Source organism: Leptospira kirschneri serovar Cynopteri str. 3522 CT, from assembly GCF_000243695.2.
In the GTDB taxonomy this organism is placed as follows: Bacteria; Spirochaetota; Leptospiria; order Leptospirales; family Leptospiraceae; genus Leptospira; species Leptospira kirschneri.
Map to the genome: position 1 here is coordinate 104,536 of NZ_AHMN02000002.1, position 17,592 is coordinate 122,127.

A 17,592-nucleotide genomic window follows, 5' to 3' on the forward strand; every position below is an offset into this window, starting at 1 on the left:
AAAGCGAACTAAAACTAACTCTGATTAAAAGCAACTAATTCTGAAAAACGAACAATGAATTCAACACAAACTGATTTACAAAAAGTATTCCTCTTTTCTTTGTTTCTTTTTTGTTCCTTTACTTTTGTGCAAGCAGAAGAACCAGGAACTTATAAGGATTTAACAAAAGCGCTCAAAAATCCTTTAGATGTTCGAGTTTTGAATTTGAGTAAACAAAAACTCACGATTCTTCCTAAGGAAATCGGACAACTAAAGAATCTTCAAACGTTGAATTTGTGGAATAACCAATTCACAACTCTTCCTAACGAAATTGGACAACTACAGAGTTTGCGAGAGTTATATTTAGGTGATAATCAACTCACGACTCTTCCTAAAGAAGTCGGACAACTGAAGAATTTACAAGTGTTCGAATTGAATAATAACCAACTCACAACTCTTCCTGCCGAAATCGGAAAACTGAAAAATTTACAACATTTGGATTTGTGGAATAATCAACTCACGACTCTTCCTAAAGAAGTCGGACAACTGAAGAATTTATACGACTTGAGTTTGCATGATAACAAGCTCACGACTCTTCCTAAAGAAACTGGACAATTGAAGAATTTATACGACTTGAGTTTGCATGATAACAAGCTCACGACTCTTCCTAAAGAAACTGGACAATTGAAGAATTTGCGAATGTTGAATTTGAGTAAAAATCTACTCACGATTCTTCCTAACGAAATAGGACAACTGAAGAAATTGCTAAGTTTGAATTTAACCTATAACCAACTTACAACACTTCCTAAGGAAATTGGACAACTACAGAGTTTGCGAGAGTTATATTTAGGTGATAACCAACTCAAAACTCTTCCTAAAGAAATCGGACAATTGAAGAATTTGCGAGAGTTACTTTTGAGGCATAACCAACTTACAACTGTACCTAAAGAAATCGGACAACTGAAAAAACTACGATGGTTACTTTTAGACGCAAATCCTATATTACCCAAGGAGCTAAAAAGGATTCAAAAGTTTATTCCAAAGTGCGATACTGATTTTTGAATAAGATTTCTTTTTTCATAGGCTTTCCCTATCCGTAATTCGGATAAGTTGGATTTCTTATCTTGTTTCTATTGGACTTGTATTTTTATATCATTCGGAGTCGTGGTTATAGTTTCCGAAAGAAAGTATGAAGACAAAGTTTCTACCCTTACTAACTAAATTTTACTGGATAGTAAAACAGAATACTTAATTATTTTTGCTATTATTTGGCAGTGTACTTAGATATAAACAAGGAATTAATCCTCCAAATCCACCTAAAATAACCGCCAAAATACCAGAAAAAAGTCCGATTAATATAAAACCTTAAAAAATAGGGAAGTCGAATTTTGGCATTCAATTTTAAAGTTTTGAGTAACTTGTAGATTCAGATTACTGATAACTAAACTTTTATAAAATTAAAATTTCTCATAAAAGAATATGATCACTTTTATATTTTTTAATATTCAGAAATCAAAACGTTTTATACAAAAGTAGTTTCTTTGACCCGCAGAATCAAAAATATCAAACTTTAAACATTCTTATATTCAAAAAACATACTTATCCGTGAAAACGCTTTCTGAAAAATTCAAGATAATTTCCTTTAAGTATTGTGACAGACTTTATTACTGATCCTACAAAATTGAACATCATAAATTTTTATTACAAAATCCTGTTTCATCAAAAAGTATTAGAAAATTCATTATATAAGTATAATATATTTTAAAACAAACTTTTTTTAGAAGTAGAATTTTAAATACTAAGCTGTTAAAAAATCCTATACGGAGACTAGAAAACTGCTTCAATTGTCCATTTCAATACAACGAAAACAAAAAAAGAATTAATTTTCAACAGTTCCATTCTAATTATTTAATATAACTGATGAATGTAATCGTTTTATTAATAGATATAGAATTTTCAATAATTCTCTAAATACTTTTCCGAAATTATAATAGAGTTTTAATGAAAAAAAATTATTCTAATTACTACTCGAATGTATGAAAATAGTACCAAGTTATTAACGGCCGAATTTGCGAAAAAAAATAGCAGCATTTAAAAAATAACGTAAATTCGGGATTTACGGCATTTTAGAGTAGGACCAAAACATTCAAATTTTTGAAACAATCTAACCCAAGTATTCTGTTTATGCGTCCGAGTAGTAAAATGTGGAAATCTCACACAAAAAAGCCAACGATTTCGAGTCAGACGCAATTTTTGAAAACTTTCACATCTTCGGTAAAACCGATTGTTGATTTTTGATACTATTTTTATACTTTAGAAGTAATTACACAAGTCTGTTTGAATGCAAAATATTAGACACTCATTATTTATCATTAATAGTATTTTCTTTTATACATTTGTAGATTTGAACTCAATGTTTTTTCGAATCCCGCGCCTCGTAGGAAAAGGTGCCGCTGAGTTAAGATAAAATTCCGGAACTCGTTCGAAATTCTAATTTCTTTTGAAGCTTGTGGATTTAGCTCTTGAAAAATCGATCTCAAGTTTAAAATGTGGGAACTACCGAGGTAGATATATTTAACGACTATAATTTTGAGTTCCGACTCAAACGGTTGAATATAATTCAATTTTAACGATTCATATCAAAATATGTAAACACTAACTACTTACTAAAACTGAGTCAGAGAAACAGGATTCAAACACTCCTGAAAGAATCCTAAAAATGTGGGAACTACCACAAATAAAAGATTTTGAGTTCCGACTTTTTAAATGAATAAACCCTAAAGTAGTTTCTATCTTTTGAGAATCAAAAATTATTTTTTCTTACGTTTGTTTCTAGCTGCCTTCAAAGTTTTAGATTTTTTCTCAAAATCATCATGTTTGTCATCAAATTGAAAGTAAAACTCGAGAGATTTACCTAAGACCTTAAAAATTCTCCAGAATTCAACAACGTCTAATCTACGTTCTCCGGATTCAATTTTAGAAATATAAGATTGAGGCTCACCCAAACGATTGGCAACTTCGAGTTGAGTAAGGCGGGCATCTTTTCTGGCAGCGATTAAATTTTTACAAAAAATTCTCGCTTCGCGTGAATGGAGTGATTTAAACAAAACGAAGAAATTCTACATTCTGGAATAGAATATACCAAAATGGGATATTTTCAGGCTGAACGTATCAATAATCATAGAACTTGTGGATTCTAACTCTCTTTAAAACTTTGAATATTATAAATTGAAGAAGTTCTGCGTTTAGAGTCTTATAGAATGGAGATCAATTCGCTAAAACGAAAAGCAGTTTGTAATTTGGTTTTTTTAGAAATGTACAAGAATAATAACCTATTTTCAAACTACAGATCTAAATTTCTTCGGACAAAACCAGAAAGAAAAAACAATTTAGCACCTAACAATAAAAATGCGATTATCATTTACTTCGATTTCAGATAATGGAACAACTCTTTACGAATTACTATCTAAACCCAAACTATTACTCAAAACGATATTTCTAAATCGGAGCCTGTTTTTAAATTTATAGTCTCTATAAAGTTGAGAACCTTAAATTTTTATTGTAAAACCTGATTCCAAAGCAAAATATTCGATGCTCTTTTATACAGTTCTGAGCAATATATAAGAACAATAGAATACAAAAAGTTCTACAACTATCGAATGCAAACTCTTACCACTAAACTCTCAATAAAACGAACTTGCTAGGTTTAGATTTTTGTTCAGTATTTAGAATACAATTCGAATTTTTAAACAGGTATTCACGTATACTTTCGAATCTAAAAAAAGATGAACTATACTGTAAACGTAAAGTTTTAACATAAAACGTGCGTTAGTTGACATAAAACCCAACTTACAAATTGAACTTCTATGATAGATTGACATATAAAATCAAAAACTATGGCTATAATCAGTTCTTTAAAATCCTGTACTAATGAATTTCACATTTGACAAGTTACAAATTTACTATCCGTTTCCATAAAAATAATACTACGTTAAACTTGTTTAAAAACTTAGAATGTAGGATCTTTTCAAAAAGCTAAGATTCCGGATCAGACACAATTTTTGAGAACTTCTGCATCTTCGGTAAAATCGGCCGTCAACTTTTGTGCTATTTTTATGTGTTCAAATAGTAATCTCACTATAAAAGTGAGTTCAAAATTTATTAGAGTTATTGAAAAATTCCATGGTGGAGATTAGAAAAATTGCTTCGATTGTCCGTTTCAATGCGACGAAAACAGATGGAGAATTTATTTTTTAACAACTCTATTGTATTTTTATTATACAGTTATCTATAAAAAATAGAAGAATATAAAGTAGGACGTAAGAAATCTATTGTATCCTAGGTCAATTTTTTCGTAAAAAAATAGATGTGGGAACTATTACAAGTCGTGAATTGACCAGTTAAATTTTGAAAATTGTGGGAACTACTATGAGCCATCGTCCAATCCGATTTTTGCACAAAATCGCTGTTTTGCGGCCATCATCAAAGTTTAAATTCTATTTTAATGTAAGTTCGTTCTATAAGAAAGAATTTTCTAAAAGTATGAGTTCCTACATTTCAGAATTTGTTTACAAAATCGTGATTTGTAGTAGCTCCCACACCATTTTACAGACAAACCTAAGTTTTATGTGAGTTCCCACATTTAAGAATCGATCTATAAAGTTTGGATTCCAACTTTTTCAGAATCATAGGCTTTTTACGTCCTGCTCACGTTAATCTAGTAATTTTCTTAGATGGTTTTGAGTATTTTTTCGTTTTTGTACGTTTTAAGGTATGTTATAGCAAGATTCGAGTTTGTCTCAAAATTTTGAAAATTGTGGGAACTACTAACTTTTCCATCTGGATTTATTATTATTCCTCATTTGTTAGGTGATTATTATCATTCCTATAAAATTAAATCTCTATCATAACTAACTCCACAAGTATTTGGATCTCAATATTAAATCTGTGGGAATTACGACAAATCCTCTGTAAAACTGAGTTCCCACCCTTATTTTTGGGTGGGGGCGGAGGTGGAGAAGTTCAGAAGACTTTTCTTTATCAGAAAAACATACTTTTTGCAAGTAAAAAGACTCATTCTTGTCGGAACACTTGAAAAATGTGCGTTTTTGAGCCTTCTGATTCTAAAATCCTATTCAACTTGTGGGTAAGGTTATGTTAGGGAGTGAGACACTGAGTTACTTCGAGCGACCTAAAACGCTTTCGTAAAAAGCGTTTTGCTGAGTTCTTTAACGCGATTCATAGAGAACGTTTTAAGACAATTGTTTCATTACGTTTCCTGCATACAATTTATTGACCAGAACTAAAGAGCCCGGTCGGCCGCCTGTGATAAAGCCGGATTCGCCGCGATTTTATTACTCAAAATTCATATTATTAAAATGTAAACTAGTGAAAAGTTTGTTTGTTAGAAAATCAGAGATGATAGTCTGAAATCATGGATTTTGCAGCAAACAGTGACAAACTTTCTCTAACGAAGATAACCAGAGTAATGCAACCTATCGTAAACTTTTCCTTCGATAAAAATTTTGAGAAGGTCTTGATCTACGTGATTTTCCCTTGCTTCCATTTGTAAAATATCTAGAGCTCTTTCTATAGGAACGGCTCTTTTATAAGGACGATCTTTATCCGTAAGAGCGTCAAATATATCAGAGATCGCCATAATTTTAGATTGAATTGGAATAGAGTCAGCTGTAAGTCCTCTAGGATAACCGGTCCCGTCTAATTTTTCATGATGTGCATGCGCAATGGAAGGAACCATTTTTAGATCCCCGGTCCAAGGAATTTTACTTAAAAACTGAAACGTATGTTCCACGTGAGATTCAATTTCTTTCCTTTCGGCAAAATCCAAAGATCCTTTTTTGATCGTCAAAAATCCGAATTCGTAAGGAGAAATTAAAGACAATTTATCCCCGCCCGTAGTGGAATAATTTACTTTTGCAATTTCTTCCAATTTTTGGAAATTAGATTCTTCTAATATAGAAGGCTCGTTGGAATCAACAACGATCTGAAACATCTGGTCTAACTTTTGATATTCAACCTTAAGTTCAAATTCGAGGGAAATTTCGTAGTCGGTAAAACCTACCGTCCCGTGTTTTTTTAAATAGTCAGTCTTTTTCTGAAGAATTCTAGATTCTATGTCTTTTTTAATATATTCAAATCTCCAACGGATAAGTTCCAGTTCGTAGTCTTCCAACTTTTTGGATTTGACCAAAACTTTTTCCCGAACCCCCACCTTTCCAAAATCATGAAGCAATGAAGCATAACGTATTTCTTTGATCTGCTCTTTAGAAAACTTGGTATTTTTATATTTACCTTCTCCGATTAAATCCACCGTTTCCGCTAAACCGACCGTAAGTACCGCTACCCGAAATGAATGCCCGCTCGTTGTAGGATCTCTGGATTCGATCGCATTTACGGACGCGGTCACAAAACCTTCAAAAAGTGCTTCAATCTCCTGTAAAAGATGGTTATTTTGAATTGCAACCGCAGCCTGTCCCGCCACACCCATCACAAGTTGAGCAGAATAATCGTCGAAAGAAAATACGTCGTTCCCTCTCATTTGTTCAAGAGTCAGTTTTTGATTAAAGTTTCTCTTCTTATTGATGAGTTGAATGACACCTACAACTTCGTTTCTATGATTTTTCATAGGAACAACGAGCATGGACTTTGTATGATAATTAGAAAGAACGTCGAAATTTCTGTTGAATTTATATTCCGAATCTTCCGGTAAATCGTAAACGTCCGGAATATTCAAAATTTTACCGGTTGCTGCAACATAACCTGCAACGCTGGATTTATTAATCGGAAGTAAAAACTCTTCCGTATCAATATCCATAGAAGAAATTTTAAATCTAAGATTACGAACTAAACCTAGTTCATCTTTTTCAACGAGATATAAGGAACCCGAATCAGCGATCGCAATTTCCCTAGCGCTGAAAATAATTTCTCGAAGAAGTTTATTAATGTCTTTTTCATCGGCAAGGCTGATCCCGATCCGAGTCAATTTAGAAATTTCATACTTCGTAGTATTCACCTTGTGTTGAAGATCAAACTGATCCGTAATCATTTGAAGTTGGGTGAAAGCATTCAAAAAGGTTTTATTAAAAACCATATCCGAAGAAGATTCAGGTAAAACTGAAAAAATTAATTCCTCTTCAATTTTCAAATCTTCTGAATGAACGTAATCTAAATTTTCGTTCAAAATAAAACGACTTAAGATGAGAGGATTTCTTTGAAATTGTTTATGAATTTCCTTTTGAGTTTTTTTGAGATCGGAAACCGTTAAATAAAAAATAACATTTAAAAATCCGCTAGAATTTCGAAACAGTTCGGACTGAAAAAATTCCTTAAAATCTAAAAATTCAATTCCTAAACGACTAGCGATTGGATCTAATCTTTTAACAATCGAATCTATATCAGTGACAATGTATTTAGGAAATTTCTGCTTCATTGATTAGGAATCAATGAAACCGTACAGGAAATATATGGGAAAGATAATTTTTTTCCTAACCTTGCAAAAAGGAAACGAAATCCATATCTTGAAACGAGAAAAGTTAAAATTCCTCTCCGACTTAAAGCATATCACAAAACTTCCCTTGAATTTTCTTAAACGATTGGTAACGAACATATCGCTTAAGGAAATTCTGAAACAGTTATTATGTCAGCCAGCCGAAGAGTGAATTATTTAAAAAAGTCTAACGTTTGAGCCCTAAAACCTCTTGAATCATCTGATCGGAAGTAGTAATCGTTCTAGAGTTGGCTTGAAAACCTCTCTGAGTCACGATCATATCCGTAAACTGATCGGAAAGATCCACATTGGACATCTCTAAAAGTCCTGCGTTGATTTTACCTCTTCCTTGGACTCCCGCCTCACCGATGTTAGGTTCTCCTGAGTTCATGGAATACGCAAACATTGTATCACCCGCTTTATCTAAACCGGCGGGGTTATTAAAAACCGCAGTTGCAATTCTAGCAAGAGGCTGACGCACTCCGTTCGAAAACACTCCTGTAATCGTCCCGGAATTATCGATCGAAAAAGATTCTAGATAACCCATTGTATAACCGTCTTGTTTGACAGCTTTTGTAGTAAAGTCGGAAGAGAATTGAGTGATTCCGTTCACCATTCCTGCTTCTCCTAAGTTGAGATCAAAATTTTGAATCGCAGGATTTCCGGGAATCCGAAAGGAAACTTTTGCGTTCAACTTACCGCTGTTCATCGAATCCACGCCATCAGAAACGTATACTAGTTTTCCGTCCGGAGTAAAACCAAATTCTAATTCAACGTTACCTGGAAGTTGAGTGTTTTGTCCGCCAGTTCCGGAAACGTCAACGGAAAGTTGAGTCGAATCCGTCATACTCAATCTAGCCTTCCAAGTGTTATCACGAACCTTGTAAAATTCCATTTTGAATTCTCTTTGAATCCCTTGATCGTCAAATGTATTAATCGTAGTAACGTGACCCCTTCTCATCTTAGGATCTGGATCGTTGATCATTGCGGTGATTTCTTCCTGAGTCGCGTCAGGCGGAACCGCAGGAGCGGAAGAATTCAAATTGGATTTAAAATCTATCTGAGAAGTAGCCCTTGCAGGTTCTTTAGAATATACTGGAATTATAATATCTTCAATAGAAGCCGCCGAATTGATGTATTTATTTCCTTTGTCGTCCAGTCTAGAGTTCCAACCTTGAACCTTAAGACCGTTAGCGGGATTTACGTAGTAACCGTTCTTATCGAGGTTAAAAGCACCGGCTCTCGTATAAAATTGTTTGTCACCATCCTTGACGATAAAAAAACCTTCGTTTGAAATCGCGACATCCGTATTTTTACCCGTGGTTTGAAGGGAACCTTGAGTCATGATTTTATCGATCGCGGCGATCAAAGAACCCAAACCGACTTGTTGAGGATTCACACCTCCAATATTCTCTTTAGGCTCGGAAGCGCCTCTGAGTTCCTGAGAAATCATATCCTGAAACGTAACCCGTTCGGTTTTAAAACCGTGAGTGTTTACGTTAGAGATGTTGTTTCCAATGACATCCATTCGGACCTGGTGGTTCTTAAGTCCGGATACACCGGAATAGAGTGACCTCATCATAAAGTTGTTACCTCGATTATACTTTGTTTATTCGTATGAATTGCTTTTGTCTTTACCAGGAAACTTCCAATCGGAAATTTGCTTTTCGGAAGTTGTTTTTTCTTGTAATTCCGGAGTTTGTTCAGTACCAGAAATTTCGACTTCCTTCTGATTCTTGATTGAAGATTCCATAGATTTTTGTTTAGCCGCCATCTCATGAGCGTTAGGCGAAATATCAAAAGGTGCCTCTTGAGAAGAAACGTTAGTTCCAACTTCAGGAGAATGAGCAGGGGTTCGAGCCGGAACAGACTGACTTTGATTATAGGCGGCTTCTTGTTCTTTTAAAACAACAGGATCGCTGATAAGAGAAATTTGTTCCACGTCTATGGACCTTCCGTTGACTCGAACAAAAGTTTTACCTTCTCCATCAAAAAAAAGTGCTCCTGCAATTCCGGCGATGTTTTCACCGTTCACAAAATCAGGACCGGAAACAAGTTTTCCAACAAGAGAAAAACTCTGACGATTTCCCATCTTTTGAATTCCGTTGGAAATATTATTCATTTGTTCAAGAGAAGAAAACTGTGCCATCTGAGCGATAAAGTCCTGATCTTTAACAGGGTTCGTTGGATCTTGAGAAGAAAGTTGAATAATGAGTAATTTAAGAAAATCGTCTTTGCCTAAAGACTTAACCGAAGAACGGATTTCGATTCCTTTGAGACCGTTTTTTTCTTCCTTCTCCAAATTTTCCATGTGGTTCCGGATATTAAAACTTCTGTCTCCTTCTAGGTAACGATTTATGTTTGCTTGTTGGCTAATGCCCGTAGCTTCTGCCATGATTTTCTTCCTCCGATCCTATACTTTCAGATCGAGCAATTTCTCGGATTTCCCATCGGTTTTTTTAGGAAAATCATTAGGCTCGGAAAAATTTTCTTCGAAAGAAAGTTCGTCTTCTTCGTAAAAAGAATTTTTGAAATCGGAGTTCCAATCTTCTCCAAACGCGGCTTGGAAAGAATGAGAATCTTTGTCATTTTTATCCGAGTCCGCATTAAAAGAGAAAACCTCTTCCTTAACTTCAATCACAAGAGATTCAAGTTCAAGACCGTTCGCTTTAAGATCCTGCTTTAAATTAGCAAGTTCGGCAACTAACTGTTGTTTGACGGTATCCGATTCCACCAAAAGTTTACCACGAACGACGTCTTTATCCGTGGAAATCGCAAGAGACATTTGGCCTAGGTCTTTCGGGTTCATGCGAATGCTCGCTTCAGTTCTTCCGTTTTCAAGGATTTGCACACGAGCGGAACGAATCAGGTTTTGAAAATTCTGTTGAATGTCTTTTTTGGAAAGCACATTGGATTCTTTAGAAGGAAAGAATTCTTTGCTAAAAGTTCCGCTTTCTCGTGAACCATTTGCGGCCGGAGTTCCGACCCCTTTTACAAGAGAAGAGTAAGAATCGGATCGAAAGGATTGTTCTTGTCCTGATTTTCCGAAAGAATTTTCCGTAAATTGATTGAGTACAACTGCTTTAATTTCTTCTTTCGCGACGGTCTTCAAGTTCGTGTAAGAATCCGTTTTTTTATCGCGGCTGATTTTCCATTTTTCCGAATCAAGCGCCAATTCTTTAGAAACTTCGATTTTTGCTTCCTCAAAATCTTTATCTTTAAAAGAGTTAGAAAAACCCTTCGCATTTTCTTTAGATTCTTTTTTATCTACTTCATTAAAATTGAATGTATCAGATGTTTCGAACGATTCTGATTTTTCGTAAATTTCACTTTCTTGTTTTGCAGATCGGGGTTTGATTTCTTTTAAATTTTCAAAAGAGATCGAGGATCCTTTTTCTATATCGAGTAGTTTCTCCGATTCTTCCTCTAAAGAGACTTTGCTTAATAATTCTGTAGATTCTTCCACTTCATTTGCAAAAAAGTTTTCGATGATCAATTCACTTGTGGAAATCGATTCTGGAGCCTTTAAAGTATCAATCGGATTTGTTTTAATGATTTCAGATTCTAATCCGTCTAAAATTACGGATTCAATTTTAGGATCCACGACCTCATTGTTTTTTGTTTCTGATACCAGAAACCAGGGTAGAACGGTTACGTTAGTCGCTTCTTCAAGCTTATCTTCTTCTGAAACATCATCTTCTGTAGAATTGATAGGGCGGGTCTTTTTTTCTTCTAAGATTTCAGGATCTTCTTCTTCGAGTTGTGGAACTTCCGCTTTGGAAGACGGATTTTGAATTTCGGCCAGAGTTTCCTCTATACCTTTCTGTGCAGATCCCTGTAAGATCTTCATCAAATCAACAAAGGAACTTCTACCTGCCGCCTCACCCATTTTCGGAAGATTCCGCACGGGTTGTGGTTTAAATTCTGAAACGGATAAATCACCGGAAATATTCATACTGCACTCCGCAGTATTAAAATCGATCTTTCACGAAATTCCTTGACGGTTTTTTAGATAAAGACTGTTTTATGGTTCAATTTTTTAGTAAAATCCTTTGGTTACGCAAGTTTAGCGTAAAAAATCCATTTTTTACAATTTGTACTATAGTGAAAAAATAAAACGAACGACGTCTACTTCTATTTCACCTAACAATCTTTAGCTTCTTTGAGACATAAATTGTATTTGAAAATGAGTCGATTCTCAGATAAAAATCTACTTAAAACTATTTTTTAAAATCAACGTGAATCCTGTGTGCCAAATAAAAACTCAATGTCGCTCTCCTAAACTCAGCAAAACACTTTCCTGAATGCCGATCCTTAGAGGCATTCGCTTTAGTTTTCGGGATCGCGTTTTAAGACATAACAAAAAAAGTAATTTCTATAAATTACGTCTCCTACAGTAATGAACGTGGATCCATGTAATAAAACCGGGACGGATTCGGCTTTGCTGGACTGCACTCTTTAGCTCTGGCCAATAAAATTGCATGCAGAAAATATTATATAATAATTATCTTTAGTTTTAATATAAAACGCGATCTGTCGAGCGCCAATAGAAGCGAGACGCTGAGTTTGAGAGAGCGTTTTGCTGAGTTTCAAACGCGATCTGTCGAGAGCCATAACCTTACCCACAAGTTGAATAGGATTTTAGAATAAGAAGGCTCAAAAACGCACATTTTTCAAGTGTTCCGACAAGAATGAGTCTTTTTACTTGCAAAAAGCATGTTTTTCTGATAGAGAAAAGTCTTCCGAATTTCTCCACCTCCGCCCCCACCCAAAAATAAGGGTGGGAACTCAGTTTTACAGAGGATTTGTCGTAATTCCCACAGATTTAATATTGAAATCTAAATACTTGTGGGTAAGGTTATGATAGAGAGCGTTTTGCTTTAGTTCAATTTTGATTCTAAAATCCTATCCAACTTATGGATAAGGTTATGGTAGAGAGCATTCTGCTAAGCTCTCTCCGCCTCAATGCTTTCGCGCTGGATTATGCCGAATTCACTTTCGTTAATACACCTTTGAATAATTTCAAAAGATGTAATTTTAACGTGAGTTCGACGTAAAAAAATTAGGAAAAAATTTTCTCAAAATAGGAGTTCCTACATTTCAGAATTTGTTTACAAAATCGCGATTTGTAAGAGTTCCCACAGATTAAGTCACATTATGAATCGTTAAATAGACATTTTTTATTGGTTGGAATTCGTATGAGTTCCCACAAATTATTTTTTACAGAAAAAATCAGGTAATATAAAAACGAATTCCTCCATCTAACTTACGTTAGATAAAAAAAAATTTCATCGAAAATAAACCCCCAAAGGCTTTAATTCTGCGGACAAAACAGGAATCGAAGTCGCCCAAGATCCCAAACGAAAAAACACGTTCCGTTTTGTAGCAATCGGAAATCCTTCTACATCTTGAAAATGAGTCGTAAAGTGCGCACCTTTTGCCCAAGATCCGACAATGTCGGCAGTGTAGTCGTTACGAACCAGAAGCCCTTCAGAATCAAAACGATAGGATTGTTTTCTACAATGAGTGTGAAGATGCTGCGGAAACTCCGCTTCGATTTGAAAATCACCGTTCTCAAGTTCCAATTTTCGAACCGAGTATTCTTTTAGAATAAAAGGAACGCTTACATACTGAGTAGTCGCATAACCGAAAAAATATGAAACATCCAAAGGATTCCAAAATCTATATTTTTTCAAACCACTAAAACTATTCCTATAATTAGGAAATTCAAATTCGGAAGGGCTTTCTTGTGCATTAAAAATTCCTACTTTACCATTTTTGAATATTATTTTTTTTCCGGGATTCGGATAATCCAAAAATTCGGCTACAAATTCTTTAGGAAAAACTCTTACTTTGCCGTGTTTGTCAAAAGTTTTACCAAGCCCTTTCAGAAAAGGAAGTGGACCGCTTAAACTTTGAAAATAAAATTCCACAAAATCCAGACGATTCCACAATTCCCATCCGCCGTAACGATTGACGATTTTTTCAAAAGGATCCATATAAAAAACGAATTTTCATCCTGAAATCCATTCTTTACTTCAAAAATAAATTCTTAAAACTCTTTTTGTGATCTTTAAATTAAAATTCTTATACAAAATTAAAGGAGCTTGTTTTCAAAAACGCTTTTTTCTTGCAGGAGCGAGATAGATGATTTGAGTTGTTTATTAAAGAGTTATGAGGAAAAATCAAGAATGAAAATACTTAAATGGATTTTAGGAATCATCGGAACGTTCGCTCTATTTTTAGTCGTCACCTTTTATGCTGAAACTCCTAAATATGAATACAAATCCGTTCCCTTACATTCCGACTTCAACAGTTATTATCAAGAAAAACTTCAAATGAGTCGGTCTAAAAAAGTAAGACCCGGTAACGAAGAAAAATTAGTGAGATATTCTACGGATAAAACCGATTTCTCAATTCTTTACATCCACGGTTTTGGAGCTTCTCGCGCGGAAGGAGAAGAAGTTACGGATCAACTCGCAAAAGATCTAAAAGCAAATCTTTACTATGTTCGTCTTCCCGGTCATGGAACTAATTTGGAAGATCATAGAGATGCAACTTTTGAAGAAATTTTACAAGACTCCGAAACGGCTTTTTTAGAATCCGAAAAATTAGGTAAAAAAATGATTCTAATTGGAACTAGTATGGGGGGGTTGATTTCTACATACTTAGCAGCCAAATATCCGGAAAAAGTTCACGCTTTAATTCTCGTTTCTCCTTTTTACGATTTTACAAATCCCTTTACTGTCATTTATCAATTTTCTTGGGGTAAAGATTTCGCTCACATAGTAATGGGAAAAATTCGTAAATCTACAGAAGAAGAAAAACGAAATCCAGCCAGTGCTTTCTGGTATAGAGATCAATATCTCGCGGCGGTTCAAAATTTATCGGATTTAAGAGAATTTGTCTTGGAAACCGACCCATTCTCCAAAATTTCCTCTCCTACTCTATTGTTTTACTATTATAAAAATGAAAAAGATCAAGATGTGTCCGCTTCCGTCTCATCTATGTTAAAAGCATTCAAAAAAGTAAATGAAAACGGAAAGGCAAACCCATTGAACAAAGCAGTAAAGGTAGAATTTGGAAATCACGTATTATTTTCCAAATATATGAAAAGCGACAAGGATTTGATTTTAAAAGAAGCAGAAACTTTCATCCAAAATGTTTTTTCTTTAAATAAGAATTTATCCCACAATTGATATCTGTAAATTTTGTGCTAAAACGTCTGTTAACGCGAGTTCGATAGAATCCGATGCGAAAGCCATTGAAGCGTAAAAACCTTAGCAGAACACTCTCAAACTAAAAACCGTCTCACTCCCTAAATGCCGATCCTTAGAGAGAGGCATTCGCTTTAGTTTTCTGGGTCGCCTGGAAACTAAAGCAGAACGCTTTCCTGAATTCAGGTGGATCGTTTTCTATAATAAATTGTAACTTAAGAAGAAATATTGTATTACGTTTCTTTTATACAATTTATTAACTGGAGGTCGGTGACACGCCAGATTCGCCCTATTTTCTTTCTTTGAATTCATAGGATTAAAGTATAAACTGTTAGATTGAATATTTTGCGTTGAAACAGTTTTTTTGCAGTAAAAATTTACGGTACTCAATTCTACTGAACTCAGTAGGATGTAAAAATTACTATAAAATGAATTTTCAATGAGATAAAAGTTCGCCAAACAGCAATTTCATGCAGAAACTGAAGGACGATTATTTTTTCGGGACTTTATAGATCCATAAGATATTTTGCAAAACATCTCTATCTGCCCTCATTACTCAACAAGGGCAGATCGGATTGTTTTATCTTTTCCGTTTTTTAGCAGCCGTTTTTTTCCGAACTACTTTTTTCTTAGCCTTAGCTTTTGGTTTCATTTTAGCTTTTTTAGCGGAAGATTTTTTCTTAGCCGCTTTCTTTTTTGCAGGGCTCTTTTTCTTAGCAGCGACTTTTTTCTTGGCCGCTTTTTTAGGCGCTGCCTTTTTCTTAGCAGGAACCGCGGCGGCGGCGCTCAACGATTTTTCAGCAAAGACCAAAGCGTCCTCGGCCAAGTCTAGCCAGTCTTGTTCAAATTCTGCCGGAATCTGAAGCCAGTCTTTCATGGCTTTATTATTACCGGAAGGATCAAAAAGTTTTGCTCCCGGATAACGAGAAATGATCTCAGCGATCTTTTCCGCTCCGAGTTTGAGCACTAAACTTCCTTCGAAAAAAGTGGCAAAAGGTTTCTCTTCTATATTTAAAGAAGTTAAACCGAACCACTTTCCGGAAGTAACTTCGTTGTGTTTGGATTGAAAGTTATCAGAAAAGGTTTCAAAAAGAAATAGTGACATGCGCCAAGAAGAATCCTTTTCCGTCAGTTTTCAAGAAATAAATCTTTCTTATCAATCTAACCAGAGATTTACGATACTGGCTCCGTAAATTTTAGGAAAGGTCCGAACCATCAACCGGTGAACTAAAATGATTTCTCCATCGGATCCTAGATCCCAAAGAGATCCCCGTAAAAAAACATTCATCCCATGAGTGGCCCCGGATTTTAAAATCCTCCCGGCAAGTGCATATTTAAGCCAGGCCTCTCCTTCCGAAATTCTATGTACATCTTCCGAACGAATATCGGTCGGATTTTTTGAACCGTTATAACCTTTCCAAACCTCGGACATAGCCCCATCCGGAGCCACATAAGAGGGAACGACTACAAAATTCACATTCTGTTTTTTGAATATTTCGTAGACCTCAGGGTACCAAGAGTCTGCACAAACCAAAACCCCTATGTTTCCCGCTGGACTTTGGATAATCTTTAGATTTTTGAGAGTAGAAGCCTCCACAAAGGATTTTTCATCCTCTATAGGATAAATTTTTTCGGGAGAATTTTCAGCCACTCTACCATCCGGTAAAAAAACATAAGAAGCGTTTTTTAAGGCTCCATTTCTAATTTGGATCTTACCTTCTATAACATAAGGTTCCGGAAGAAGAATCGATCCCGCTACAATCGTGATCCTCCATTTTTTTGCCATATTCGAGAACGTGTTCGAATATATGGACAACATCTTTTCCGCCTTCATCCTAAAAAGCGCGTCTCTGATTTTATCCTTTCCTTGTGCTTTGAAAAAATTGAGAATAAAACCTATTGGGTTACTCAAAATAAGAGTTTGCATCGAATCTTCGAGCTTGTCCGACCTAATCACGGAAGTTTTTTCTCCTGCGATCACAAGCCAAGTTCCTAAATATTCCGGAAATACCACGATCGTTTTCGGATTGATGTATCCCTTCTTATTTGCTTCTTCAAGATAAGATTGAATCTTTTTCGAAAAATTGATTTCATTCGAATAATCAATAGGATTCATCCAAGGTTGAATTCCGAGAAGATTTCCTTTTTTTAGATTCTTTCCAAAACTCTCTATCCTTTTCAATTTAGAATCCGGAGTCTGTTCCCAAGTAGAACGGTCTGTATAGGTCCAAATTCCGTAAAATACAAGAATCAAAAAAACAAAATAGAATAAATAACTTCTCTTAAAAAACATATGGCTTAACATTACAAAATCTTAGTTTTATTCCAATAATTTAACACGAGTTTGGCGAATAATTCATTTCCATTAGAGGTTATTTCCACTTTTTTAAGTTTTTTTACTGTACAACTAAAACTTGTGAGAGTTCCCACATTCTAAGTTTTTTAAAACAGATCTTTTATTACTCATAACTATATAATATAATACCTAATATTTTACATAGAATCAACGTTTTGTGATAGAATTAACGGTACTTATTTTTATAAGGATCAGTAACAAACCTTTGGTGGTAGTTCCCACATTTTATCTTTTATAGAAAAATTAGGTTTCACAAGGATAAAAACAAGAATCCGAGCATTCAGATCTATAAAATAGAATATCTAAAATTCTAAGTTAAACAACCGATTGATTTCAAAACTTATAGTCCTCTTCTATAATGTAAGCATTTTTTGATTTTGGCAAAAACCAACATTTTGAATCTAAAATAACGTGAGTAAACGCGAAATAGATCTAAAGACGATTGTTGTATTATGTTTCCTGTATACAATTTATTGACCGGAGTTAAAACCCGGTTCGGCTTGTTTATGACAAGCCGGATTCGGCAAGACTTT

At 34.8% G+C, this 17,592-nt stretch carries 11 protein-coding genes and 1 pseudogene; 3 read left to right on the plus strand and 9 right to left on the minus strand.

Annotation, left to right across the window (positions count from 1 at the left end; translation table 11 throughout):
- Positions 1-54: 54 nt before the first annotated feature.
- The gene (locus LEP1GSC049_RS223995; protein WP_016560317.1) at positions 55-1,041 is read left to right on the plus strand and encodes a leucine-rich repeat domain-containing protein; all 987 of its coding nucleotides are present in this window, start codon (positions 55-57) and stop codon (positions 1,039-1,041) included.
- 1,748 nt (positions 1,042-2,789) lie between these two features.
- Here LEP1GSC049_RS223995 and LEP1GSC049_RS223990 read toward each other — a convergent pair.
- Together LEP1GSC049_RS223990 and LEP1GSC049_RS223985 are read right to left on the minus strand one after the other, a co-directional pair.
- A complete protein-coding gene (locus LEP1GSC049_RS223990; RefSeq protein WP_004755246.1) occupies positions 2,790-3,086 on the minus strand; it encodes a helix-turn-helix domain-containing protein in 297 nt (98 codons plus the stop codon).
- A gap of 2,360 nt (positions 3,087-5,446) precedes the next feature.
- Entirely contained in the window at positions 5,447-7,429 is a 1,983-nt protein-coding gene (locus tag LEP1GSC049_RS223985; protein WP_004762889.1) for an HD domain-containing phosphohydrolase, read from the minus strand.
- A gap of 34 nt (positions 7,430-7,463) precedes the next feature.
- Between LEP1GSC049_RS223985 and LEP1GSC049_RS223980 the strand changes: the two genes are divergently transcribed.
- The gene (locus tag LEP1GSC049_RS223980; RefSeq protein WP_004754938.1) at positions 7,464-7,658 is read left to right on the plus strand and encodes a hypothetical protein; all 195 of its coding nucleotides are present in this window, start codon (positions 7,464-7,466) and stop codon (positions 7,656-7,658) included.
- A gap of 15 nt (positions 7,659-7,673) precedes the next feature.
- Here the strand turns inward: LEP1GSC049_RS223980 and flgE are convergent, their stop codons facing one another.
- The 5 genes and pseudogenes from flgE to LEP1GSC049_RS223960 form a co-directional block, all read right to left on the minus strand.
- Complete coding sequence (gene flgE, locus LEP1GSC049_RS223975; RefSeq protein WP_032828372.1) at positions 7,674-9,068, minus strand: flagellar hook protein FlgE; 1,395 nt, start codon at positions 9,066-9,068, stop codon at positions 7,674-7,676.
- 27 nt (positions 9,069-9,095) lie between these two features.
- Positions 9,096-9,881, minus strand: a complete 786-nt coding sequence (locus tag LEP1GSC049_RS223970) for a flagellar hook capping FlgD N-terminal domain-containing protein (protein ID WP_016748159.1) — start codon at positions 9,879-9,881, stop codon at positions 9,096-9,098.
- A gap of 18 nt (positions 9,882-9,899) precedes the next feature.
- Positions 9,900-11,441 carry a flagellar hook-length control protein FliK gene (locus LEP1GSC049_RS223965; protein ID WP_016560324.1) on the minus strand — a complete coding sequence of 514 codons (1,542 nt, stop codon included), beginning with the start codon at positions 11,439-11,441 and terminating at the stop codon, positions 9,900-9,902.
- A gap of 839 nt (positions 11,442-12,280) precedes the next feature.
- A pseudogene (locus LEP1GSC049_RS2000000229325) lies at positions 12,281-12,352 on the minus strand (Imm7 family immunity protein); the annotation flags it as partial.
- A gap of 422 nt (positions 12,353-12,774) precedes the next feature.
- Positions 12,775-13,485, minus strand: a complete 711-nt coding sequence (locus tag LEP1GSC049_RS223960; RefSeq protein ID WP_004761044.1) for a hypothetical protein — start codon at positions 13,483-13,485, stop codon at positions 12,775-12,777.
- Positions 13,486-13,677: 192 nt separating this feature from the next.
- On the opposite strand from LEP1GSC049_RS223960, the gene LEP1GSC049_RS223955 reads away from it, so the two are divergent.
- Positions 13,678-14,685, plus strand: coding sequence for an alpha/beta hydrolase (locus LEP1GSC049_RS223955; protein ID WP_004753566.1), 1,008 nt, complete (start codon positions 13,678-13,680; stop codon positions 14,683-14,685).
- Positions 14,686-15,283: 598 nt separating this feature from the next.
- Here LEP1GSC049_RS223955 and LEP1GSC049_RS223950 read toward each other — a convergent pair.
- Complete coding sequence (locus LEP1GSC049_RS223950; protein WP_004754142.1) at positions 15,284-15,808, minus strand: hypothetical protein; 525 nt, start codon at positions 15,806-15,808, stop codon at positions 15,284-15,286.
- 51 nt (positions 15,809-15,859) lie between these two features.
- Entirely contained in the window at positions 15,860-16,996 is a 1,137-nt protein-coding gene (locus LEP1GSC049_RS223945) for a nitrilase-related carbon-nitrogen hydrolase (RefSeq protein ID WP_004762896.1), read from the minus strand.
- Positions 16,997-17,592: the final 596 nt, after the last annotated feature.